Raw genomic sequence first — 23,313 nt, 5'->3', positions numbered from 1 at the left:
GGCGTGTACGCGATCCGCTTCGACCTGCGCACCCCGGACGAGAGCCGTGCGCGGGACCTCTACGCCGCGGCCCTCGACATGGCCGAGTGGGGGGAGCGCAACGGGTGCGTGGCCGTCACCCTGTCCGAGCACCACGCCTCTCCCGACGGCTACCTGCCCTCGCCGCTGCTGGTCGCGGCGGCGATGGCCGCGCGCACGACGACCCTGAGGTTCACCGTCGCCGCGCTGGTGGCGACCCTGCACGACCCGGTGCGGGTCGCCGAGGACATCGCCGTCCTCGACCGGCTCAGCGGCGGCCGGGTCTCGCACGTCCTCGCTCTGGGGTACCGGCCCGAGGAGTACGCGCTCTTCGGCGTCCCGTGGGCCGGTCGCGGGAAGCTGCTGGACGAGAAGCTCGACCTCCTCGTCGCGGCGCTGCGGGGCGAGGAGATCGACCGCGGGGGGCGCCGGGGCACCGTCACGCCGAACGCCCCCGACCTGGTCGCCACGCTCGCCGTCGGCGGCGGGACGGAGGCCGCCGCGCGCCGCGCCGGCCGGCTCGGCCTGAGCCTGTTCGCGCAGAACGACGACCCTGCGCTGGAGACGGCCTACCAGGAGGCGGCCGCGCACCACGGGCACGACCCCCGGCCGGTGCTCCTGTCGGACCCCGCGGTGCCGAACGCCGTCTTCGTCGCCGACGACGTGGACCGGGCCTGGGCGGAGATCGGGCCCTACCTCGTGCACGACGCCACCATGTACGCCGCCTGGAACGCGGGGGACACCACGACCGCGTCGCTGTCGCGCGGCGCGACGGTGGACGAGCTGCGGGAGTCCGAGGGCTCGCACCGCATCGTCGACGTCGCCGGTGCCGTCGAGCTGATCCGGGCCAACGGCTACCTGTCGATGCACCCGATGTGCGGGGGCATCCCCCCGGAGCTGGCGTGGCCCTACCTCGAGCGGGTGGCCGCGGAGGTGCTGCCCGCTCTCGGGTGAGGGGCCGGCCCCCGGATCCGTGTGGCGCAGGTCTCGCCAGCGGATCACATAGTGGCTACTATGGCGACCGGCGCCGGTCCCTCTGCGGGCAGGAGAGCGCCCCCGGAACCCCGGCGACGAGGAGACCCCCCATGACCGAGCGCCTGATCTCTGCCGACTCCCACGTGCGCGTCTCGCACGACCAGATCAAGTCCTTCATGCCCGCGAAGTACCACGCGGTCTACGACGAGGCGGCCTCCGAGCACGAGAACCGGATGAAGACCGGCGCCGGCGCGGCCAACCAGGCCGGCGCGAAGCCCAAGGACAAGGCGTCCACCGCCAACTCCGCCTTCTCCCGGCCCAGCTACTTCGATCCCACCGAGCGGCTGAAGGACATGGACACCGACGGCGTCGACGTCGAGGTGCTCTACAGCGAGGTCAGCGCCTTCCGGTACCTCAGCAAGATCAAGGACGGCGGCGTCGGTCCGGCGCTGCGGGCGTTCAACGACTGCATCCACGCCTTCGCCGACGTCGACCCCAAGCGGCTGGTGATGAGCTACCAGGTGCCGATCCACGACATCGAGCTGGCGATGGCCGAGGTCGAGCGGGTGGTCGGAATGGGGGCGAAGTCGCTGCAGCTGCCGGTGTTCCCGAGCGAGCTGGGGCAGCTGGACTACTACCACGACCGCTACGCCCCGCTGCTGTCCCTGATCCAGGAGACCGGGCTGCCGATCGCCCTGCACATCGGGCTGAAGACGACGCTCAGCGAGCTCGCCGACCGCGACCCCACGCCGCTCAAGGGGATCATGGTGTCGATGACCCCGCTGATGACGGCGGAGTCCTTCGGCATGTGGACCATGACCGGGCTGCTCGAGCGGTTCCCGGACCTGCAGCTGGTGTTCGTCGAGCCGGGCATCGCGTGGGTCGCCTGGTACATGGAGATGGTCGACGACATGGTCACCCGCCAGGGCTACGAGTACCCCGGGACGACGATGCTGCCGAGCGAGTACATGCGCCGGAACATGAACTTCACCTTCATCGACGAGAAGCTCGGCGTGGAGCGGATGCGCGACTACATCGGCGTCGAGAACCTGATGTGGTCCACCGACTTCCCGCACCCGGTCACCTCGTGGCCGAACTCGCGGGCCGTCGTCGACAAGCAGTTCGCCGGTGTCCCGAAGGACGAACGCGAGGCGATGCTCTCCGGCAACGCCATGCGCATCTGGAACCTGTCCTAGTCGATGGGCGTCCACGACGGACTCAAGGTCCTCGACCTCTCCTGGGGCATCAGCGGCCCGATGACGGCGATGCTGCTGGCCGACCACGGCGCCGAGGTCACCCGCATCGAGCGCCCCGAGGGTGATCCCTTCGGGGACCTGTCGGGCTACAAGGTGTGGCACCGCGGCAAGCGCAGCGCCGTCCTCGACCTCACGGTCGACGCCGACCGCGAGCGGTTCCTGGCGCTGGCGCGCGAGGCCGACGTGCTCGTCGAGAGCTTCGCGCCGGGGACGACGCAGCGGCTGGGCATCGACTTCGACACGCTCTCGGCGCTCAACCCGCGGCTGGTGTACTGCTCGATCACCGGCTACGGCTCCGAGGGCCCCGACGCCGACCGGCCGGGCATCGGCGCCCTGGTCGCCGCGCGGACCGGCCACCAGTACGAGGTGCGCGGCACCCTCGGCACCACCATCAGCCGGCTCTCGGGCGGCGCGGGCATCCTGCCCGGGGTCGAGCAGCCGGAGAACGTGTGGAACGGCCCGGACCGCGACGGCCCGCTGTTCAGCGGCACGCCGTGGGTCGACCTCGGCACCTTCTACATCGCCAGCGTCGGCATCGCCGCAGCCCTGCGCGCCCGCCAGGTCACCGGCCGCGGCCAGCGGGTCGACGCGACACTGCTCCAGGGCGTCATGGTCACCACCCCCGGAGCGTGGGTGAAGGTCGAGGACCCGGAGGTCGAGGACTTCCTCACCTGGATCCCCGACCCGCGGACGCCGCGCGGCTTCTTCCGCGGCGCCGACGGCCGGTGGCTGCACAACTGGGTGCCGCTGCCGGAGTTCGTGATCAACGCCGACGAGGCCGGCATGCAGCCGCTGCCCTCGGTCCCGGCGCCGAAGAAGGCCTCCTACCGGGTCACGCCCTCGCCGCACGACATGGTCGTGCTCTTCCACTTCTACGACCAGATGGTCGAGACGGTGGCGAAGCACCCGGTCGCGGAGTGGGTCCGGCTCGCCGCGCAGGTCGGCACCCCGCTGCAGCCGGTGCGGTCGCCGGAGGAGGCGCTGCTGGACCCGCTGCTGGTCGACGACGGCTGCGTGGTCGACGTCCCGGACCCGGAGTTCGGCGTCGTCCGGCAGGTCGGGCGGGTCGTGGACCTCGAGCGGCACCCCCAGCCCGCACCGCGCCCCGCGCCGGCCCGCGGCCAGCACACCGACGAGGTGCGCGCGGAGGCCGACCGGCTGATCCGCGAGGGTGCCCCGGCGGCCGAGGTGTCGGCCGGCCGGCCGCTGGCCTCGCCCCTGGAGGGCATCACGGTGCTCGACCTCGGGGTGGCCGTCGCGGGGCCGTTCGGCACCCAGATGCTGGCCCAGCTCGGCGCCCGGGTGATCAAGGTCAACTCGCTGACCGAGAAGTTCTGGTACTCCAACCACATCGCGCAGATGTGCAACCGGGACAAGGAGTCGATCGCCCTCGACCTCAAGGACCCGGCCGGCCTCGCGGTGCTCAAGCGGCTGGTCGAGCAGGCCGACGTCGTCCAGCACAACATGCGCTACGCCGCCGCCCAGCGGCTCGGGATCGACTACGAGTCGCTCAAGCAGATCAACCCGCGGCTGGTCTACTGCCACACGATCGGCCACGAGCAGGGCCCGCGGCAGCAGAACCCGGGCAACGACCAGACCGGCGCCGCGCTGGGCGGCACCAGCTGGCTGGACGGCGGTCTCGACGACGGCGGCCGGCCCATCTGGTCGAGCACCTCGCTCGGCGACACCGGCAACGGCCTGCTGTCGGCGCTGGGCATCATCGAGGCGCTCATGGACCGGGAGCGCACCGGCGAGGGCCAGTTCGTGCGGACCTCGATCCTGTACGCGCACCTGCTGCACACCTCGACCGCGTGGATCACCCCCGACGGCGCCCACCGCGGCGACCGCCAGCGGCCCGACGGCGAGCAGTACGGCTGGAACGCCCTCTACCGGCTGTACCGCACCGCCGACGACTGGATCTGCATCGCCGCCCTCGACGACGCGGCCTGGTCGGCGCTGTGCACCGGCCTGGAACGGCCCGACCTCGCGGCGGACCCGCGGTTCGCCACCCGGGCGGGCCGCGCGGCCGAGGACACCGTCCTCGCCGAGCTGCTCGCCACGTCGTTCGCCACCCGCTCGTCGGCGGAGTGGTTCGCCGCCCTCGACGCCGCCGGCGTGCCCTGCGAGGTGCCCGACGTCCACTTCGCCGACCGGCTGTTCTCCGGCGAGGACCCGCGGTCGGCGCAGCTGCTGTCCCCGGCGTTCCCGCACCGCCGGGTCGGCTCCACCCAGGCCGCCGGGCTGTACTTCCAGCTGTCCGACACCCCGGGCGTGCTGCGCAGCGGGCCGGTCTGGCCCGGCGAGCACTCGCGGCTGATCCTGGAGCGGGCCGGCTACGGGGCCGAGGAGATCGACAAGCTCATCGACTCCGGGGCCGTCGACGACACCGCCCTGCCGGAGGGGACCCGGTGACCGCCGGCCCGCCGGCCGACCGGACGCGGGAGGCCCGCCGCCGCGTCGTCCTGACGCAGCTGCAGGTGCTGGAGCGCCGGGCTGCCGGGTCCGGCCCCGCCGCCCGGGACGCCGCGGAGCGTTCCGCCCGGCTGGCGCAGCTGCTGGCGGACGTCGGCGCGGACGCGGCAGGAAGGAAGCCGTGACGGAACCGCTGCGGCCCGCCCCCCTGCGCACGGAGGAGAACGACGGGTTCTGGTCGGCCGCCGCCGAGGGCCGGCTGGCGGTCCAGCGCTGCGACGCCTGCGGCCGCTGGCAGCACCCGCCGCGCGCGATGTGCCCGGCCTGCCACGCGACGGCGCTGTCCTTCGTCGACGTCGCCGGTACCGGCGAGGTCTACAGCTGGTCGCTGCTGCACCACCCCCAGCACCCGTCGTTCAGCTACCCGGTCGTGGCCGTGCTCGTGACCCTCGACGAGGGGCCGCGCATCCTGTCGAACCTGGTGGGCGTCGAGCCCGCCGAGGTCCGCGTCGGGCTGCCGGTGCAGGTGACGTTCGCGCCGACGGCCGAGGGCGACGTCCCGGTGTTCGCAGTCAGGGAGCTCTCGTGAACGGGTCCGCCTCCATCGTCGGCGTCGGTGCGACCGAGTTCTCCAAGGACGCCGGCCGCAGCGAGACCCGGCTGGCCGCCGAGGCGATCGTCGCCGCCCTCGCCGATGCCGGTCTCACGACCGACGACGTCGACGGGCTGGTCAGCTTCACCGTCGACCCGGTCGAGGAGACCGAGCTCGTGCGCTCGCTCGGCATCCCCGCCGTCCGCTGGTCCAGCCGGATCCCCTACGGCGGGGGCGGCAGCCAGGGGATGTTCCAGCACGCCGCCGCGGCCGTGCTCTCCGGCGCCGCGGAGACGGTGGTCGTCTACCGGGCCTGCCGCTCGCGGTCGGGGAAGCGCTTCGGCCGGGCGCGCGTCGCCCCGGAGCCGGTCAGCGGGCACTCGGGGACGACGGCGATGCAGTGGGCCACCCCGTTCGGCGTGCTCACCCCGGCGTCCTGGATGTCGTTCGAGTCCACCCGGTACATGCACGAGACCGGCACGACCAGCGCCGACTTCGGCCGGGCCGTCGTCCAGTTCCGCGCGTACGCGGCCACCAACCCCGCCGCCTACTTCGCCGAGCGGCCGATCACGCTGGACGACCACCAGAACTCGCGGTGGATCGCCGAGCCGGCCATCCGGCTGTTCGACTGCTGCCAGGAGACCGACGGCGCGGTCGCGATGGTCGTCACCACCGCCGACCGGGCGGCCGACACCCCGGCGCCGGTGGAGATCGCCGCTGCCGCGTCCGTCGCCCTCTTCGAGGAGGAGGTCGCGAGCAACCACTACCGCCCCGACCTCACCCGCTTCGACGGCGCCGCGGCAGTCGGGGAGAGCCTGTTCCGCACCGCCGGGATCGAGCGGTCCGACGTCGACGTCGCGATGATCTACGACGCGTTCACCCCGATGTTCTTCCTGCAGCTGGAGGCGCTCGGGTTCTGCGGCCACGGCGAGGCGAAGGACTTCGTGGCCGACGGGCACCTCGGGCCCACCGGCGACCTGCCCTGCAACACCAACGGCGGGCTCATCGGCGAGGCCTACATCCACGGGATGAACCTCACCCTCGAGGCGGTGCGCCAGCTGCGCGGGCAGTCGCCCAACCAGCTGGCCGATCCGCACGTGGCGCTCGTCAGCGCCGGCCGCACGGGCGTCGTCCTCCGGCGGTGACCAGCGGGTCGTACCCTCGGCGACCGTGACCGCGAGCCAGGGACCGACCCCCGAGCAGCCGGCCCGGGCCGCGGTGGTCGAGGCCGCGATCCAGTGCATCCTCGAGCGCGGGATCTACCGGGCCAGCTCGAATGCGATCGCCGAGCGGGCCGGGGTCACCTGGGGCACCATCCAGCACCACTTCGGCACCCGCGAGGCGCTGATGCTCGCGGTGCTGGAGGAGGGCAACGAGCGGCTCCGCGGCCTGCTGCACGCGGCGGAGATCCGCGGCGCGACGGTGGCGGAGCGGGTCGGGGAGTACCTCGCGGTGCTCGACGCCTACTACGGCTCGCGGGAGTACCTGGCGTTCATGCAGGTCCTGCTCACGCTCGCGCACGACCCCCGGACGTCGGACCAGACGCTCACGACCATGCAGCGGATCAGCGGCTCGGTCGACGCCGACCTGCACCGGCTGGCCGGCGAGGTCCTGACCGGCGGCAGCCCGGCGACGGACGAGGACGACCTGGGCCCGGTGCTCTTCCACGCGCTGCGCGGCATGGCCATGAGCCACCTCATGATCAGCGCGAACCCGCCGGCCTACGGGGCCGGCCGGGCGGCGGAGTTCGCGGCGCAGAAGCAGGCCCTCGTCCAGGCGATCGCGCTGCTCGTGGACGCCAGGACTGGACGCTTCGAAAGTCATTGACCTATCTTCGAGGCGATAACGCATCGCACAGCTCTCGGAGGTCGGCGTGCAGGTACTCGCAGAGACGGCGACGACGGTCGTCGGCGGACCGGTACCCGCGGTCGACCGCGCCGAGCGGCGCCGCGAGGCGTGGCGGCGGATCGTCGTCCGTCAGCTGGCCAGCCTCTGTGCCCGCGCCCAGGGTTCGGACGCGGCAGCCCGCGACGCCGCGGCGCGCGCCGCCCGGCTGGCCGCGCTCCTGGAGCTCGAGGAGAAGGGCGCAGTGCGCGCCCGCTGAGCTACGTCAGTCGAGCAGGCGCAGCGCCGGACGGCTGCCCAGCTGCTTCACCAGCGTCACCCGGTGCCGCCCGTCCGGGTCGTGCCGGAAGTCCAGGCGGTCCACGAGCGCCTTCATCAGCAGCAGCCCGGTCCCGCCCTCGGCCAGCTCGCGACCGGTGGCGGTGTTCGGCGCCGCCCGCGGGTCGAGGCCCTCGCCGTCGTCCCACACCGTGATGCGGCAGCGGTCGTCGTCGATGGCGACGCCGACCTCGTAGCGGGCGTCCCCACCGCTGTGCTGGACGACGTTGGCGCACGCCTCGGTCAGCGCTAGGGCGACCTCGTCGACGACCGACGGCGGCACGCGCAGGTGCTCGAGCGCCTGCCGGCAGAGGCCGCGGACGAACGGGACGCTGCCGGTGTCGACCGGCAGGGTGACGGTGAACGCGATGTCCATACCGCTCCCTCCGGGTCCGACGGACACGCGCAGCCTGCCAGGTGGGCGCGGCGCCGGTGACCCCACCCCGCGGACGGCGCGTCGCGAGGCGGACGAGCTCCGTGCGGAGAGTCGAGGGGCCAAGGGTTTGCGGCTGACGTTTCGATCGATACTCTTCCATCGAACTGTGAAGGCGGTCACGGGTCGGGGTGCACCCGGCTCTCCGCAGCGTGCCAACGAGAGGAACCGTCGTGAGCGTCGACGAGACGAGCACCGCACCCGCCGCGGATCGGGCGCCGCGGGTCATCGAGATCGACCGGCACGGTGACCGCTACCGGACCGAGTTCGCCGAGCTCGCCGACGACCTGCACGCCACGGCCCCCATCGCCTGGAACGACACCCACGGCGGCTACTGGTTCGTCTCCGGCAACCAGGAGCTGTTCGACACCGCCCGGCGGGCGGACGTGCTGTCCAACGACAGCGACCCGCACGGCGACCGGAAGGGCTACGGGGGCATCACCATCCCGACCCTCGACCGGGAGCAGGCCAAGGCGATGGCCGGGCCGCCCGGGGCGCTCGGCGGCAACTTCCTGATGCTCGACCCGCCGGTGCAGCGGCACTACCGCAACGCGCTGAACGCCTACCTGTCGCCGGCGGCCGTCGCCCGGTGGCAGCCGGTGATCGACGAGATCACCCGGGCCGCGATCGACGAGGTGATCGAGACCGGTCGGATCGACTTCGTCGACGACCTCGCCAACATCGTCCCGGCGGTGCTCACGATGGCGATGCTCGGCTTCCCCATGGCCGACTACGAGACCTACGTCGAGCCGACCCACGCGCAGGTGTACACCAAGCCCGGCACGCCCGAGATGGAGCGCGTGGTCGAGCAGAGCATCGCGATGGCGATGCGGACCTTCGGCTACATCGCCGACATCCGGGCCAACCCGCGGCCCGGTCTGGTGAACGCGCTCATCAACGCCGAGATCACCGGCCGCAAGCCCGAGGACTTCGACGTCTACGGCGCCGTGTCGCTGCTCATCGGCGGCGGGTTCGACACCACGACGGCCCTGACCGCGCACTCGCTGGAGTGGCTGAGCGAGCACCCGGACCAGCGCTCGCGGCTGATCGCCGAGTGGGAGGAGCTGCGCGACAGCGCCACCGAGGAGTTCCTCCGCTTCTACACGCCGGCCCCGGGCGACGGGCGGACGATCGCGATCGACGCGGAGATCCACGGTGTGGAGTTCAAGGAGGGCGAGCGCCTCTGGCTGTCGTGGGCGATGGCCAACCGCGACGCCACCGTCTTCGAGGACCCGCACGAGGTCAAGCTGGACCGCAAGGGCAACCGGCACGCCAGCTTCGGCCTCGGCGTCCACCGGTGCATCGGCTCCAACGTCGCCCGGGCCACCTTCAAGACGATGCTCAAGGCGGTCCTCGACCGGATGCCCGACTTCGTCTGCGACCCCGAGGGCGCGGTGCACTACGACACCGTCGGCGTCATCAACGGCATGAAGCACCTGCCGGCCACCTTCACCCCCGGCACGCGCCTCGGCCCGGGCATCGAGGAGACCGTGCAGCGGCTGCAGACGGTGGTCGACGAGCAGCGGCTCGCCGAGCCCGTCACCGTCCAGCGCGAGGCCGCGCGCCTCACCTGACCATCCCCCAGGCCGCCGTCCCGGAGCGACCGCGGCCCGACCTCCACCCCTCCGGCACCGACCCATCACCCGGGAGTACCTGCATGACCGTCGACGACACCATCCGATCCGGCGAGGACCGCAGCGCGCTGCGGATCGAGCTCGACCGGCACGGGGACCAGTACCGGACCGAGTTCGAGCGGCTGGCCGACGAGCTCCACGCCACCAAGCCGATCGCCTGGAACGACACCCACGGCGGCTACTGGTTCGTCACCGGCAACCAGGAGCTGTTCGACACCGCCCGCCGGGCCGACGTGCTGTCCAACGACGACGACCCCTACAACGAGCGCGGTGGTGAGCGGTACACGGGCATCTCGATCCCGCCGCCGCCGCTGGAGATGCGTCAGCTGCAGTACGGCGGGCCCGGGCGGCTCGGCGGCATGTTCCTCGGCATGGACCCGCCGGCCCAGCGGCACTACCGCAACGCGCTCAACCCCTACCTGTCGCCGGCGGCCGTGGCGCGCTGGCAGCCGGTCATCGACGAGATCACCCGCGCCTCCCTGGACGAGGTCATCGAGACCGGCCGGATCGACTTCGTCGACGACCTCGCCAACATCGTCCCGGCCGTGCTGACGATGGCGATGCTCGGCTTCCCGATGGACGACTACGAGACCTACGTCGAGCCCATCCACGCCGCCGTCTACACCAAGCCCGGCACCCCCGAGGCCGTGATCGTGCAGCAGAAGCAGCAGGAGATGGGGATGCGGTCGTTCGGCTACATCGCCGGCATCCGCGCCAACCCGCGTCCCGGCCTGGTCGACGCCCTGATCAAGGCCGACATCGGCGGCACCAACCCCGACGACATGGCCGTCATGGGCGCCGTCGGCCTGCTCATCGGTGGCGGCTTCGACACCACGACGGCGCTGACCGCCCACTCGCTGGAGTGGCTGTCGGAGCACCCCGACCAGCGCTCCCGGCTGATCGCGGAGTGGGAGGAGCTGCGCGACAGCGCCACGGAGGAGTTCCTGCGCTTCTACACCCCGGCCCCCGGCGACGGGCGCACGGTGGCCAAGGACGAGGAGATCCACGGCGTCCAGTTCCGCGAGGGCGACCGGCTCTGGCTGTCGTGGGCGATGGCCAACCGCGACGAGAAGGTCTTCGAGAACCCGCACGAGATCCAGCTGGACCGCAAGGGCAACCGGCACGCCAGCTTCGGCCTGGGCGTGCACCGGTGCATCGGTTCGAACGTGGCGCGGGCGACCTTCAAGACGATGCTCAAGGCGGTCCTGGACCGGATGCCGGACTTCGTCTGCGACCCCGACGGCGCCGTGCACTACGACACCGTCGGCGTCATCAACGGTCTCAAGCACCTGCCGGCGACGTTCACGCCCGGCAAGCGCCTCGGCCCGGGCCTGGTGGAGACCGTCGCCAAGCTGCAGAAGGTGGTCGACGAGCAGCGCCTGGCCGAGCCGGTCACCGTCCGCCGGGAGACCGCCCGCATCTCCGAGTAGTCCCCCTGCGTCAGGCGCCGGGTCCGAGTGGCGGACCCGGCGCCTGCGCGTCCCTGCGCCGCGGCACGCTTCCGGGGAACCGGTGGCGACAGGGCGAGGGTGGCGAAATAGGGTGTTCTCCGGTGTGTCCGCGGTCCGGTCGGTGCGGCCGCGAACCGGCGAGAGGCTGAGGTCCGTGCTGTTCGAAGTCCAGCGCACGACCGTCCACGGACGGCCGGCCCTGCGGGTGCGCGGGGAGCTCGACATCGCGACGGCCCCGCAGCTGGCGGAGGCGGTGACCGGTGTCCTGGAGGCCGGGCCGGCCTCGCTGGTGGTCGACCTGACCGAGACCACCTTCCTCGACTCCTCCGGCGCGCGACAGCTGGTCCGCACCGCGCGCGCGGCCGACCGGCTCGGCGTCGCCCTCCAGGTGGTCTGCCCGACCGGCAACCGCCCGGTCCGGCTGGTCCTCGACCTGCTCGACCTGCAGCAGGCGGTGCCGATCGTGGAGAAGGCCGGCTTCGCGGGCGGGGGCGTCGGCTCGTGAGGTCGGGCACCGGCTCGTAGGGTCGGCCGGTGACTCCGGCCGACAGCTCCCTGCCCGACGCCGTGCTCTCCGAGGCGCTGCTGTCCGAGGCGCTGCTGCGCTGCGCGGACGAGCCGATCGCCGTCCCCGGCGCCGTGCAGCCGCACGGGGCGCTCCTGGCCGTGACCGAGCCCGACCTGGCGGTGGTGGGGGCCTCGGCGAACGCCGACACCGTGTTCGGCGGTCAGGTGGCCGGCCGGTCGCTCGCCGACCTGCTGCCCCCCGGGGGCCTGGAGCGGCTGCGCGCCGGCCTGGCCGGGGACCTGGCCGACCTGAACCCGCTGCGGCTGACGCTGCCGGGCGGCGAGGTGGACCTGGTCGTGCACCGCACCGACGGGCTGCTGGTCACCGAGTGGGAGCTCCTCGAGGGCGCCGCGGAAGCCGGCCCCACGTGGCACCGGCGGCTGCCCTCGGTGCTGCAGCGGTTGTCGGGCGCGGCCACGCTCGAGGAGCTCACCGCCGTGCTCGCCCGCGACGTCCGGGCGCTCACCGGCTTCGACCGGGTCATGGTCTACCGCTTCGACCGTGAGTGGAACGGCGAGGTGGTCGCCGAGGACCGGCGGGCGGACCTCGAGCCCTTCCTCGGCCTCTGGTACCCGGCCAGCGACATCCCGGCCCAGGCGCGGGCGCTGTACGCGACGAACTGGCTGCGGCTGATCCCCGACGCCCGCTACACCCGGGTACCGCTCGAGCCCGCGGCCGTGCCCGGCACCGGGCGGCCGCTGGACCTCTCCGGCTCCGTGCTGCGCAGCGTCTCGCCGGTGCACCTGGAGTACCTGGCCAACATGGGCGTCGTCGCCTCGATGTCGGTGTCGCTCATCGACCGCGGCCGGCTGTGGGGGCTCATCGCCTGCCACCACTACGACGGGCCCCGCCGGCCGAGCTATCCCGACCGGGTCGCCGCCGAGTTCCTCGGCCGCACCGCCTCGCTGCTGCTGCACACCACGGTCGCGGCGGGGGAGCAGGGGGACGTCGTCGGCGTCGCGCAGCGCTCCGCGGACCTCGTCGCCGCCGTCGGCCGGGCCGGCCGGACGCTCCTGCCCACCCTCACCGACGACGACGGCAGCGGACGGCCCACGGTGCTGGAGCTGTTCCCCGCGGCGGGGGCGGCCGTCCGCCTGGACGGGCGGCTCCGCCTGCTGGGGGAGACCCCGCCGGCCGAGCGGGTGGGCCCCCTGGTGGCGGCGCTGCTGGCGGCCGGAGCGCCGGTCACCGACGCGATGCCCCAGGTGCTGCCGGAGGCCGCCGACCTCGCCGGCACGGCCAGCGGGGTGCTCGCCGTCGGGCTGGACGGCGGGGACTTCCTCGCCTGGTTCCGGCCGGAGACGCCGCGCGAGGTGACGTGGGGCGGCAACCCGCACAAGACGGAGATCGCCGCGAGCGGCCGGCTGTCCCCCCGGCGCTCGTTCGCGGCGTGGACCGAGATCGTGCGCGGCACCGCGCGGCCGTGGCAGGCGCACGAGGTCGCGGCGGCCCGGTCGCTGGGCGAGCAGGTCGCCGTCGCCGGGCGGGCCCGCGCGGAGCAGGAGAACCGGATGGCCGCGGCGCTCCAGCGGACCCTGCTGCTCGACGAACTGCCCAAGGTGCCCGGCGTGGACCTCGCCGCCCGCTACCTGCCCAGCGCCGACGACGTCGTGGGCGGGGACTGGTACGACCTCGTCCCGCTGCCCAGCGGCCGGGTGTCGCTGGTGCTGGGCGACGTCGCCGGACACGGGCTGTCCGCCGCCGCCGTCACCGCCCAGCTCCGGCACGCCCTGCGCGCGATGCTGCTGCGCGACCTCGGGCCCGGCGCGGCGCTGGCGGAGCTGAACCGGCTGCTCACCGCGCTCCTGCCGGGGGAGATGGCGACCGTGGTGGTCGCGGAGCTGGACCCGGCGACCGGCGAGGTCGACGTCGCCAGCGCCGGGCACCTGCCGGTCCTCTCCACCGCGATCGGGCTCCTGCGGGCCGGCCGGGGCCCCGCCCTGGGCATCCTCGACGACGCCGTCTACCCCCAGGAGCGGGTGCGGCTGACCGGCGACGAGCGGCTGCTGCTGTTCAGCGACGGCCTGGTGGAGCGCCGCGGCGAGCCGGTGGACGACGGGCTGGCCGCACTGGAGGCGGCCGCGGCGGTCGGCGGCGCCGACGTGTCGGCCGTGCTCGACGCCGTGCTCGCCGCTCTCGACCCGCCGGGTACCGACGACGTCACCGTGCTGGGCCTCGGCCGGACCTCCTGACCCCGGTCAGGCCCGCTGGGCGGTCAGCACGATGAGGCCGTCGGCGTCGAGGAGGGTCAGCGCGACCGGGGTGACCTCGACGGTCGCGGCGTCGGGCAGGGCGGCGGCGATGGCCGCCTCCTGCTCCATCACCCCCGCCGGCTCCGGGCAGATCCGAAGCGTCCCGGCCGGCGGCTCCACCGTGATCGAGCGCCCGTCGAGGGTCCACGTGGTCCCGAGCGTGTTGCAGCCGGTCTCGACGGCGAGCGTGCCGTCGTCGGCGAACCGGGCGGTCGGCTCGGTGCCGACGAGCATGCTCTGGATCGCGCCGGGGGTCCGCACGCCGGTGAGCTCCCAGGTGCCGACGAGCAGGTCCTGCGCGTCGATGGCCGTGTACGACAGCCGCACGCCGTCGGCGGTGAGGACCAGCCGGTCCTGGTCGGGGACGTCGGCGGTGCGGACCCGCTCGAGCGCGTCGAGGTACTCGCGCTCGGCCGTCATCACGGCGGGCTCGCAGCCCATGAGGGTGGTGGCCAGCGGGCCGATGCGCACGCCGCTGTCGCCGTCGAGGGCGACCGGCCCCCGGTAGGTGTTGCACGGGGCGGTCCCCGACGCGGTGCCGCCGTCGATCTCGAGGGTCACCGGGCCCGTCGTGCCGGTCACCGAGCTGTCGCCGGCGTCGAGCAGCCACTGCTGGGCCGCGAGCGACTGCCCGAGGTCGGGCAGCCCGGCCGTGGCGGCGGCGGGGTCGACGTCGTCGGAGCCGCAGGCGGCCAGCAGGAGTCCGGCGACGAGGACGGCGCCGGCGAGCAGGGCGACGTGCGTGCGTGCCGCGACCCGCGGTCCCTGACCCATGGCGGCATCGTCGTCGGGGCGGGCCGGAGCTGCCTCACCCGCGGCGAAGGAGACGCGGGCAGGGGCCGCTCAGACGAGGAAGCGGTAGGCCGTCGTCCCGGGGGCGAGGTGCTGGATGCGCAGCGGGCTCGTCTCGATGCGGGCCAGCAGGGCCGTCAGGTCCGTGGCGTTGCCGACCTCGATGCCGGTGAGCGCGGCCCCGGTCTCCCGGTTGTCGCGCTTGACGTACTCGAACAGCACGATGTCGTCGTCGGGGCCGAGGACCTCGTCGAGGAAGCGGCGCAGCGCTCCGGGCTCCTGCGGGAACTCGACCAGGAAGTAGTGCTTCAGCCCGCGGTGCACCAGCGACCGCTCGACCACCTCCGCGTAGCGGCTGACGTCGTTGTTGCCGCCGGAGAGCAGGCACACGACCGTCTGCCCGGGCCCGACGGTCACCTGACCGCCGGCCAGGGCCGCGGTCGCCAGCGCCCCCGCGGGCTCGGCGATGACACCGTCGACCTGGTAGAGGTCGAGCATCTCGGTGCAGATCTGCCCCTCGGGGACGGCGACGAGCTCGGCCCCGCTGTCCCGGACCATGGGGAAGGTCAGGTCGCCGGCCCGGCGGACGGCGGCGCCGTCGACGAAGGTGTCGATCTCCGGCAGCTCGACCGGGTGCCCGGCGGCCAGGGCGGCGGTCATGTTCGCTGCGCCGGCCGGCTCGACGCCGACCAGCCGGGTGTCCGGGCAGTGCTCCCGCAACCAGGTGCCGGCACCGGCGAGCAGGCCTCCGCCGCCGACCGGGAGGACGACGACGTCCGGCCGCTGCGCCAGTTGCTCCAGCAGCTCGACGGCGACCGTGGCCTGGCCGGCGATGGTGCCGGGTGCGTCGAAGGCGGGCACCAGGGTCGCCCCGGTGGCGGCGGCGTGCCGGGCCGCGGCGGCGGCCGCGTCGTCGTAGGTGTCGCCCGAGACGACCAGCTCGACCCGGCCCCTGCCGAGGGCGGTGATCCGCTGCCGCTTCTGCCGCGGGGTGGTGCCGGGCACGAAGACGTAGCCCCGGACGCCCAGGACGGCGCAGGCGTGGGCCACGCCCTGTCCGTGGTTGCCGGCGCTGGCGCAGACCACCCCGGCGGCGCGGGCGGCGTCGTCGAGCCGGCTGATGGTCGTGTAGGCGCCGCGCACCTTGTAGGACCGGCCGACCTGCAGGTCCTCGCGCTTGAGCCAGACCTCGGCGCCGGTCGCGGCCGACAGTCGGGCGTTGCGTTGCAGCGGGGTCCGGTCGGCGACGCCGGCCAGCCGGGCGACCGCGTCGGCGACGTCGGCGGAGAAGCTCACCGGCTCATCCTCGCCGAGCACCCGGCCGGCGCTCGTCACCGGGCGGGGGACACGTCTCCCGGCGTCCCTGTGCTCTGCCCCGTGGGAGTGGGCAGAGCACGAGCGTCCGGGGTGGGGCAGTCGGTGCCCGGCGCCGGGGAGGCGACGAGCGTGCCGTCGTCGGTGCGGACCAGGCGACCGGCGGTCAGCGCGAGGTCCAGCGCACGGTCGAGGAGCGGGGTCAGCGACGGGGTGCGGCGGCGGTAGCCGAAGACCTCCGCGGTGCGCACGACCAGCTCGTCGCGCGTCATGCCGGCCGCGGCCCGGCACAGCGCCACCATCGCGTTGCCGATCTCCTCGGGGGCCACGTGCTCCAGCGGGCGGTCGGTGCCCGCGGCCTGGCGGCGGAACGCCGTCCAGCTCGCGCGGTCCAGCCCCTCGGGCCAGACGACCTCGCCGGCCAGCGTCTCCGGGGGCAGCAGCCCGAGCAGCGCGTCGCGCCGGACCTCGGTCACCCGGGAGAGCCCGTAGGCGCCGGCCGCCAGGCGGGTCAGCCGGTCCCGGTGCACCGGGCCCTCGGCCTTCACGCCGGCCAGCAGCACCCGGCGGACGGCGCGGGCGGTGCGGGGGTCGGCGAGCTGGTCGAGCACCTTGCGCTCCCCGGCCGGCTTCGGGGTCCACGCCGTGAAGGGCTGCTCGCCCTCCAGCGCAGGGGCCTCCGCCCGGCGGGCGGCGGGCCGGCGGGCCGGCCGCGCCGGAGCGGCCTCGGCCTCGGGCACGACCTCGGGCTCGGGCTCGGGTACGACCTGGGGCGTCGGCTCGGAGCTGATCACCGTCAGCTCGGCGCGGACCGGCGCGGGACCGGGGTCCACCCCGGGGGAGGGCAGCGCGGCGGAGGACCGCAGCACGGCCATCGGCGGAGCCGAGGGCGGAGCAGGCGGGGCCGGCGGCGCGGCCGGTGCGTCGTCGACGACGGCCAGGACCGGTCGCACCGGCGGCAGGCTCGGCGAGGCCGGCTCCGCGGCCGGCGGGGTGTCAGCAGGTGGCGCGGGGGAGGTCAGCGGCGACGGCGCGGCCGCCCGGGTCACGGCGACCAGCCGGTCGAGCACCGCCTCGCGGTCGCGCAGCCAGGAGGGCAGCCAGATGCGCTCCACCGCCGGCCACCGCAGCATCCCGCCGAGCACCTCGACGGGCAGGCCGTCGCGGTCGCCGACCGTCCGCCGCCGGGCCCACGCCGGCCCGTCGAGGAGCACGGCCACGACCGGGGCGTCGGGTGCCTCCGGTGCGCTGACCGACAGGTCGATCCGGAACTCCGACAGGCCGACGTCGGTACGCACGTCCAGGCCGCGCCCGCGCAGCGCGTCGGCGATCTCCTCGCGGTGCCGGTCGAGCGTGGTCAGCGGGCGGGCGTCGCGCGGCAGGGCGTCGGGGCCCGTCGCGGCCAGGTCGAGGTAGGCCCGGAGGTGTTTCACGCCCACCGACGAGGTCTGCTCGGCACGCAGCTGGGCGGGGTCGAACGAGGAGAAGACGACGACCTGGCGGCGGGCGCGGGTGATCGCGACGTTGAGCCGGCGCTCACCGCCCACCCGGTTGAGCGGGCCGAAGTTCAGCGGCAGCACGCCGCGGTCGTCGGGGCTGAACCCGGTGGAGAAGAAGACGACGTCACGCTCGTCGCCCTGCACGTTCTCCAGGTTCTTGACGAACAGGCCCTCGCCGTCGGTGCGGTCCAGTGCCTCGGCCAGCCGGTCGTCGTCGGCGTCGCGGAGCAGCCCCTCGATGTAGGCCCGCTGCTGGGCGTTGAACGTGACGACGCCGATCGAGGGGACGGCGTCCGCCGAGAGGTCGAACCGCCGGCGGATCTCGGCGACGACGGCCTTGGCCTCCATGGGGTTGGTGCGCAGCAGCCGCCCCGCGCCGGAGCGGTGGAACGTGCCCTCGACCCGCACCAGGGAGACGCCCCGCCCGTCCGGCTCCGCGGAGGCCCGCCCGTGCGTGGGCGCCGGGAAGGACGACAGCCGGTTCTCGTAGTAGTTGGTGTTGCTGAAGGCGATGAGCGACTCGTCCTGGCTGCGGTAGTGCCAGGACAGCCACTGCCGCGGCACCCGGGCCTGCACGCACTCGGAGAGGATCGACTCCTCGTCCTCGACCGTCGTGCCCAGCAGGTCGGCCGGGTCGTCGTCGCTCCCGCCGGCGGGCTCGGCGAACGAGGTGGGCGGCATCTGCCGGCTGTCCCCGACGACGACGGCGGCGCGGGCGCGCCCGAGGGCACCGACCGCGTCCGCCACCCGGATCTGCGACGCCTCGTCGAAGACGACGAGGTCGAACAGCCCGGCCCGGGCCGGGAAGAAGCGGGCCACGGAGTCGGGGCTGACCAGGACGCAGGGCGTGACGGCGGTGACCAGGTCGGCGTACTTCTCGAGCAGACCCCGCACGCCGAGGCCCCGGCGCGACTTCGCGAGCTCCCGCTGCAGCGCGCCCACCCGGCCGTCGCCGGAGTGCGCGTCGAAGGGGCGGGCGGCGAGCAGCCCGGCGGGCAGCGCCGCGGTCAGGTGACGGCGGACCGCGCGGGAGGCGGCGGCGAACCGGCCGATCGCCTTCTCGTGCGCCTGCGCGTCGAAGGTGTCCAGACCCGAGGCGTCGCGGCGCTCGGCGACCGAGGTGACCGCCACCCCGTGCTCGAAGGCGCGCAGCGCGTCGTCGGCGGGCAGCTCGCCCCGCACCAGGACGGTCCGGGCCTCGGTGAGGCCCACCGTGCGCAGCGGCTCGAGGGTGTCCAGGAACGACGCCCAGCGGCGCAGCGACATGAGGCCGGTGTGCTCGACCCCGCGCTCGGGCCGGGTCATGGTCCAGCGGAAGACCAGGCCGTCGTCGCCGCACCAGGCGGCCAGCCGGCGGGCGTCGCTGCCGCAGACGGAGAGCAGGGTGGTCAGGGTGTCCCGCAGCCGGACGACCGCCTCCGCGGCGGAGGCGTCCGGTCCCGGACCGGCGACGACGTAGCGGCGCAGCTGCACCGCGAAACCGCTGGCGTCGTCCACCAGGGTCCCGGACCGGCGCAGCCAGGCGACCTGACCCTCGAGCACGTCCGGCGCCAGGAAGGGGTTCCAGTCCGGCGGCACCGACAGGCCGGGGATCACCGCGGCCCGCGCGGCCAGCTGGGCCGCGGCGCTCTGCAGCCGCCACAGCGCCGCGGCGAGGTCGGGGACGTCGCGCAGCCGGAGCTTCACGTCCGGCCGGAGCACCGGCGCCAGCTTCTCGCGGACCGCGGCCAGGCCGCGCCGGCGGGCGAGCCAGGTCGCGGCCTGGGCGGTCTGGGCCTCCACGTACAGGTCGGCCAGCGGCAGCCCGAGCGCCTCGGGGGTGGCGACGTCGAGGCCGGGGTGCACGCCCGTGGCAAAGGCCGCGACCTCGGCGAGCACCTGCGTGGTCGCCGCCGTCCAGCGGCCGGTCGGGACCTCGTCGAGCACGTCCAGCGTGGTGGGGGGCCCGGAGAGCAGGTGGGCCAGCCCGTCGAGGTCGGCCGGCGAGCACACCTCCCGCAGCGCGCGGGCCAGGTGCTCCTCGGCGGGCAGCGCGCGGATCGCGGCGTCGACGGCCGCCGCGGCCTGCTGGGCGGCGAGCAGGTCGACCGCCGGGGTGTCGACGAACGCCCACGCGTGCTTGGGAGAGGGCCGGGTCAGGTCCGCGACGTCGGGCAGCAGCGCCAGGGCGTGCCGGACGGCGGCGAGGTCGGCGTCGGCCGCGGCCGCGACGACCGGCGCCGGGACGGGCAGCACCGGGGTGTCGTCGTCGACGGCCAGCAGCGCCGTCCGGGCCGAGTAGGCCGACAGCCCGGCGGCGTTGGGCGCGTGCAGCCGCTCGGCGTACCGGGCCAGCGTGCGGCGGGCGGCGTGCAGGTCGTCGGCGTCGGCGCGCAGTCCCTGCTGGTCGACGGCGACGGCGTGCTCCAGCGCCGCCTTCACCTGCGCCCGGACGCCGGCGGGCTTGCTGCCCTTGTCGTGCAGGTCGAGCGCGAACGGCCCCATGCCCACGGCGTCGAGCCGGCGGGCCACCACGTCGAGCGCGGCCCGCTTCTCGGCCACGAACAGCACCCGCTTGCCGTCGGCCACGGCTCGGGTGAGGAGGTTCGTGATGGTCTGCGACTTGCCGGTCCCGGGCGGGCCCTCCAGCACGAAGGTGCGGCCGGCGCCGGCCTCGGCGATCGCGCGCAGCTGGGAGGCGTCGGCCGGGACGGGGCACCGCGCGGCCAGCTCGTCCAGGTCGACCCCGCCGGCGGTGTCGGGCGCCGGGTCGGCGAACGCCTCGGTCGGCTCGTGCAGCAGGTGGGAGACCAGCGGGTTCTCGGCGAAGTCGGCCCAGTGCTCGTCCAGGTCGCGCCACAGCCGGTACTTGGCGAACTGCAGGACCGCGACGTCGGCGGTCGGCTCGACTCGGTGGGGGAGCCCGGCGTCGGCCAGCGCCGTCCGCATCGCGTCGAGCGCGCGGTCCAGCGCGATGCCGGCGCCGTCGCCCTCCGGCTCGGCCAGGCCGGGCACGACCAGGCCGTGCACCTGGCGCAGCTTCTCCAGCAGGCAGTAGTTGGGCGTGCTGGTGCCGGTGTCGTCGAGGGTCAGCCGGTAGCCGCCGCCGCGCGAGGCGGCAGTGAGCACCACCGGGACCAGGACCAGCGGGGAGCGCAGCGGCCGGCCGTCCAGCTCCCACACCAGGCTGCCCAGGGCGAGGTACAGGTTGTTGGCGCCGGTCTCCTCGCGCAGGGTCTTGGCCTTGTAGGCCAGCCCGCGCAGCCGGGGGAGGTAGCCCCCCTCGGTGACCTCGGCGTGCACGGTCCTGCGCTCGGTCAGCGTCTCGGCCAGCAGCTCCTCGGGCAGCTCGCGGGCGCTGGCCGCGCCGCGCTCCCGGTGCACGGCGGCGAGCCGGTCGGAGGGGACGAGGGAGACGGCGGTGCCGCCGGTGAGCAGGTCCTCCAGCGCGGCCAGGGCCCCGGCCGGCACGGTCAGCGGCAGTCCGGACCGCTCCGTGTAGTTGATCAGCCGGTTGCGCAGGGAGAGGTCGAGCAGCGCGTTCTTCCACTGCTGCACCCGCGCCGGGGCCTCGGGCCGGCCGTGCCGGCGGGCCGGCCGGTCGTCGCCCCCGCTCGTGCCGGCCGGCCGGGGAGCGGCGCCGTGCACCGGCGGCCGGTACTCGATGACGTGCACCGTGCCGTCGGTGCCCCGGGTGCGGGCGGGGAGCGGGATGATCCCGTCCCGCCGGGCCCGGTACACGTCGGTCACGCCGACGATCCGGTCCAGCCCCTCGGGGCCCCGGCCCGGTCCGCCGGTCAGCCAGGCCGCGTAGGCGGCGGAGTGCAGCTCCTCGGCGGTGCGGGCCGGGGTCCCGTCGCCGCGGTGGGTGAGCAGCGTGGTCTCCACGAGCCGGACGTAGCCCAGGTCCACGAGGTTGACCAGCGGCGCGACGTCCGTGGTGGCGGCGCTCTCCGCGCTGCGCTCCTCGCGCCAGTAGCCGAGGAACGAATGCCCCTCGGCGATCCACAGCAGCGGCCGGATGCCGGCGTGCTCCAGCGCCGCGGCCAGCACCACCACGGTGTCCAGGCAGGTGCCGACCCGCCCGTCGAGGACGTCGCCGGGGGAGCGGACCTTCTGGCCGACGTCGGCCCAGCTGGCGGGGGGCTCGCTGTAGCGGATGTCCCGAGCGGCCATCGCGTCGGCGAGGGCGGAGACGATCTGGTCGACCCGCTCGGGGCCGGCCTGGTAGCCCTGCACCGACGGGTCGCCGGTGCGCTCGGCCAGCAGCGCCGCGGCCTCGTCGAGGAGGTGGCCGACCGCCGGGTGGTTGGGCAGCACGTGGGCGGCGAGCATCTCCAGGGCCAGCGGCGCGGGGGTGGCCAGCCACTGGCTGGCGGCGAGGACCTGCACGGGCAGCGCGGTCCCGCCGACGTCCTCGCCGTCGACCAGGACGTCGATCTCGATGGAACCGGGGCGCTGCTCCTCGATCTGCAGCATCGCGGCGGGGTCCATCACCAGGCCGACGTCGCCGAGCACCGTCGTCCGGCCGGCGTCCAGGTCGACCAGCCGCTCGACCGCGCTCCCGATCGGCCCCTCGGCGTCGAGCACCTGCAGGCGGACGGTGGCCGCCCGTGCGGGGCCCCCGTGGTTGGTCAGCGTCAGCCGGGACACCACCGGCACCCGGTTGTGCGCCAGCGCGTAGGACAGCACCGGCGTGCTCGTCGCCGTGATCGCCACGCTCGGCCGCGCGCTCCCGGCGGCGGGTGCCGGGCGGACCGGAGTGGTGCTCATGGCGTCCTGTCTACCGGTCCGGACGGACCGGTCCGGTCAGGCCACGACCGAGGGTGGGACGGCTGTGACGGAGGAAACCGGCGTGACGGTGAGATGCGTCCCGTTGACCTCCACCGGTGCAGCACGGGGCGCGCCCTGCCGATCTGCGCACGGGCGACGGTCGTCGGCGCAGGCGAGCGGCGGATGTCGCGCAGATGACGTCTGGTCCCACCCGCGCGTCGGCCGCCGGGGAGCGGGCGGGGCGCTGCCACGGTCTGCGGCACCCCACTTCCCGGAGGCCGTGATGTCCTGCCCGACCTGCACGCCCACCCGACGCTGCGCCGCCTGCGACCGGGCGCGCGCCGCGACCATCGTCCGCGTGCGCTCCAGCTGGACGCGCCCCACCCGGAGCGGCGCCCGGACCGGCTGACCGCTGACCGCTGACCGCCGGCCGCTGGCCGCCGTGTCAGGCTGACGGCGTGCCGAGGCGGAGTGCGGGGATCCTGCTGCACCGGCGCGGGCCGGCCGGCGCCGAGGTGCTGCTGGGCCACATGGGCGGGCCGTTCTGGGCGCGCAAGGACGACGGCGCCTGGTCGATCCCCAAGGGGGAGTACGCCGCGGAGGAGGATCCCGAGGCCGCGGCGCGGCGGGAGTTCGCCGAGGAACTGGGCAGCCCGGTGCCGGCGGGGGACCTCGTGCCGCTCGGCGAGCTCCGCGCCTCCGGCAAGGTGCTCGCGGTGTGGACCGTGGAGGGCGACCTCGACGCGACCGCCTGCCGCAGCAACACCTTCTCCCTGGAGTGGCCGCCCCGGTCCGGGCGGATGCAGGAGTTCCCGGAGATCGACCGGGCCGCCTGGTTCGACCTCGCCGCGGCACGGGTCAAGCTGGTGAAGGGGCAGGTGCCGTTCCTCGACCGGCTGGCGGCGCTGCTCGCGGGCTGACGGCCCTGGATGACGGTTCGTCGACGAGTCGTCCCACGGGTCCCACCCGATACGGCGCGGGCCGGCGGGCGTGTCATGGTTCGCGGCCGAGTCCCGACGGACTCCCGAGCGGAGGAGACCCCGTGTCCTGCCCCACCTGCGGCACCCACGACCAGCGTGGCGCCTACTGCACCTCCTGCGGCGTCGAGCTGCTCTCCCTGACCCAGCCCGTCCTCCGGCTGGAGACCCGCCGCAAGCCCGCCGTCCCCGCACCGGCGCGCACCCGCTGACCCCCGGCCGGGC

Annotated in this window: 18 protein-coding genes; 14 read left to right on the top strand and 4 right to left on the bottom strand. The window is 74.8% G+C overall.

Going from position 1 to position 23,313, the window contains the following annotated elements; translation table 11 throughout:
• The first annotated feature begins 3 nt into the window (after positions 1–3).
• The 8 genes from N555_RS0103430 (at position 4) to N555_RS0103395 (ending at position 7,357) form a co-directional block, all read left to right on the top strand.
• Positions 4–972 (top strand): LLM class flavin-dependent oxidoreductase, encoded by a 969-nt coding sequence (locus N555_RS0103430; protein ID WP_029430102.1) that lies wholly within the window; start codon positions 4–6, stop codon positions 970–972.
• 131 nt (positions 973–1,103) lie between these two features.
• Entirely contained in the window at positions 1,104–2,189 is a 1,086-nt protein-coding gene (locus N555_RS0103425) for an amidohydrolase family protein (protein ID WP_051683684.1), read from the top strand.
• A gap of 3 nt (positions 2,190–2,192) precedes the next feature.
• Positions 2,193–4,661 (top strand): CaiB/BaiF CoA transferase family protein, encoded by a 2,469-nt coding sequence (locus tag N555_RS0103420; RefSeq protein ID WP_029430100.1) that lies wholly within the window; start codon positions 2,193–2,195, stop codon positions 4,659–4,661.
• On the top strand, positions 4,658–4,846 hold the full coding sequence (locus N555_RS0103415) for a hypothetical protein (protein ID WP_029430099.1): 189 nt from the start codon (positions 4,658–4,660) through the stop codon (positions 4,844–4,846). The genes N555_RS0103420 and N555_RS0103415 overlap by 4 nt, the downstream gene beginning before the upstream one ends.
• Positions 4,843–5,250, top strand: a complete 408-nt coding sequence (locus N555_RS0103410; RefSeq protein ID WP_081865956.1) for a Zn-ribbon domain-containing OB-fold protein — start codon at positions 4,843–4,845, stop codon at positions 5,248–5,250. Before N555_RS0103415 ends, N555_RS0103410 begins: the two co-directional genes overlap by 4 nt.
• Positions 5,247–6,398 (top strand): thiolase C-terminal domain-containing protein, encoded by a 1,152-nt coding sequence (locus tag N555_RS0103405; protein ID WP_029430097.1) that lies wholly within the window; start codon positions 5,247–5,249, stop codon positions 6,396–6,398. The genes N555_RS0103410 and N555_RS0103405 overlap by 4 nt, the downstream gene beginning before the upstream one ends.
• Positions 6,399–6,423: 25 nt before the next feature.
• Entirely contained in the window at positions 6,424–7,080 is a 657-nt protein-coding gene (locus tag N555_RS26560; protein WP_051683683.1) for a TetR/AcrR family transcriptional regulator, read from the top strand.
• A gap of 46 nt (positions 7,081–7,126) precedes the next feature.
• A complete protein-coding gene (locus tag N555_RS0103395) occupies positions 7,127–7,357 on the top strand; it encodes a hypothetical protein (protein WP_029430095.1) in 231 nt (76 codons plus the stop codon).
• Positions 7,358–7,363: 6 nt separating this feature from the next.
• On the opposite strand, the gene N555_RS0103390 is transcribed toward N555_RS0103395, so the two are convergent.
• Complete coding sequence (locus tag N555_RS0103390; protein WP_051683681.1) at positions 7,364–7,792, bottom strand: ATP-binding protein; 429 nt, start codon at positions 7,790–7,792, stop codon at positions 7,364–7,366.
• 230 nt (positions 7,793–8,022) lie between these two features.
• On the opposite strand from N555_RS0103390, the gene N555_RS0103385 reads away from it, so the two are divergent.
• The 4 genes from N555_RS0103385 to N555_RS0103370 all read left to right on the top strand — a co-directional run bounded on the left by N555_RS0103385 (position 8,023) and on the right by N555_RS0103370 (position 13,694).
• Complete coding sequence (locus tag N555_RS0103385) at positions 8,023–9,423, top strand: cytochrome P450 (protein ID WP_029430093.1); 1,401 nt, start codon at positions 8,023–8,025, stop codon at positions 9,421–9,423.
• 83 nt (positions 9,424–9,506) lie between these two features.
• The gene (locus N555_RS0103380; protein ID WP_029430092.1) at positions 9,507–10,913 is read left to right on the top strand and encodes a cytochrome P450; all 1,407 of its coding nucleotides are present in this window, start codon (positions 9,507–9,509) and stop codon (positions 10,911–10,913) included.
• Positions 10,914–11,088: 175 nt separating this feature from the next.
• Positions 11,089–11,439 carry an STAS domain-containing protein gene (locus N555_RS0103375; RefSeq protein WP_051683679.1) on the top strand — a complete coding sequence of 117 codons (351 nt, stop codon included), beginning with the start codon at positions 11,089–11,091 and terminating at the stop codon, positions 11,437–11,439.
• Between the two features lie 29 nt (positions 11,440–11,468).
• Positions 11,469–13,694, top strand: coding sequence for a SpoIIE family protein phosphatase (locus N555_RS0103370; RefSeq protein ID WP_051683677.1), 2,226 nt, complete (start codon positions 11,469–11,471; stop codon positions 13,692–13,694).
• A 6-nt stretch (positions 13,695–13,700) separates the two neighbouring features.
• Here N555_RS0103370 and N555_RS0103365 read toward each other — a convergent pair whose 3' ends face one another.
• From N555_RS0103365 to N555_RS0103355, 3 genes are all read right to left on the bottom strand, one after another.
• On the bottom strand, positions 13,701–14,528 hold the full coding sequence (locus tag N555_RS0103365; RefSeq protein WP_029430089.1) for an META domain-containing protein: 828 nt from the start codon (positions 14,526–14,528) through the stop codon (positions 13,701–13,703).
• A gap of 69 nt (positions 14,529–14,597) precedes the next feature.
• Positions 14,598–15,842, bottom strand: coding sequence for a threonine ammonia-lyase IlvA (ilvA, locus tag N555_RS0103360; protein ID WP_029430088.1), 1,245 nt, complete (start codon positions 15,840–15,842; stop codon positions 14,598–14,600).
• 35 nt (positions 15,843–15,877) lie between these two features.
• Positions 15,878–22,111 carry a DUF4011 domain-containing protein gene (locus N555_RS0103355; protein WP_081865953.1) on the bottom strand — a complete coding sequence of 2,078 codons (6,234 nt, stop codon included), beginning with the start codon at positions 22,109–22,111 and terminating at the stop codon, positions 15,878–15,880.
• A 458-nt stretch (positions 22,112–22,569) separates the two neighbouring features.
• On the opposite strand from N555_RS0103355, the gene N555_RS0103350 reads away from it, so the two are divergent.
• Positions 22,570–23,031 (top strand): NUDIX hydrolase, encoded by a 462-nt coding sequence (locus N555_RS0103350; protein WP_029430086.1) that lies wholly within the window; start codon positions 22,570–22,572, stop codon positions 23,029–23,031.
• 122 nt (positions 23,032–23,153) lie between these two features.
• Positions 23,154–23,300 carry a hypothetical protein gene (locus N555_RS27745; protein WP_156036135.1) on the top strand — a complete coding sequence of 49 codons (147 nt, stop codon included), beginning with the start codon at positions 23,154–23,156 and terminating at the stop codon, positions 23,298–23,300.
• Positions 23,301–23,313 lie beyond the last annotated feature (13 nt).

The sequence above is a fragment of the Blastococcus sp. URHD0036 genome (assembly GCF_000701365.1).
Classification (GTDB): Bacteria; Actinomycetota; Actinomycetes; order Mycobacteriales; family Geodermatophilaceae; genus Trujillonella.
The sequence above is the reverse complement of the archived record's forward strand: the minus strand, read 5'-3'. Positions and strand labels throughout refer to the sequence as shown.

What these genes read in the sequence shown, in the direction of transcription:
- N555_RS0103425 (WP_051683684.1), top strand. Translation starts at nt 1,104, where the DNA reads ATGACCGAGCGCCTGATCTCTGCCGACTCCCACGTGCGCGTCTCGCAC.
- N555_RS0103420 (WP_029430100.1), top strand. Translation starts at nt 2,193, where the DNA reads ATGGGCGTCCACGACGGACTCAAGGTCCTCGACCTCTCCTGGGGCATC.
- N555_RS0103390 (WP_051683681.1), bottom strand. Translation starts at nt 7,792, where the DNA reads ATGGACATCGCGTTCACCGTCACCCTGCCGGTCGACACCGGCAGCGTC.
- N555_RS0103380 (WP_029430092.1), top strand. Translation starts at nt 9,507, where the DNA reads ATGACCGTCGACGACACCATCCGATCCGGCGAGGACCGCAGCGCGCTG.
- N555_RS0103365 (WP_029430089.1), bottom strand. Translation starts at nt 14,528, where the DNA reads ATGGGTCAGGGACCGCGGGTCGCGGCACGCACGCACGTCGCCCTGCTC.
- N555_RS0103355 (WP_081865953.1), bottom strand. Translation starts at nt 22,111, where the DNA reads ATGAGCACCACTCCGGTCCGCCCGGCACCCGCCGCCGGGAGCGCGCGG.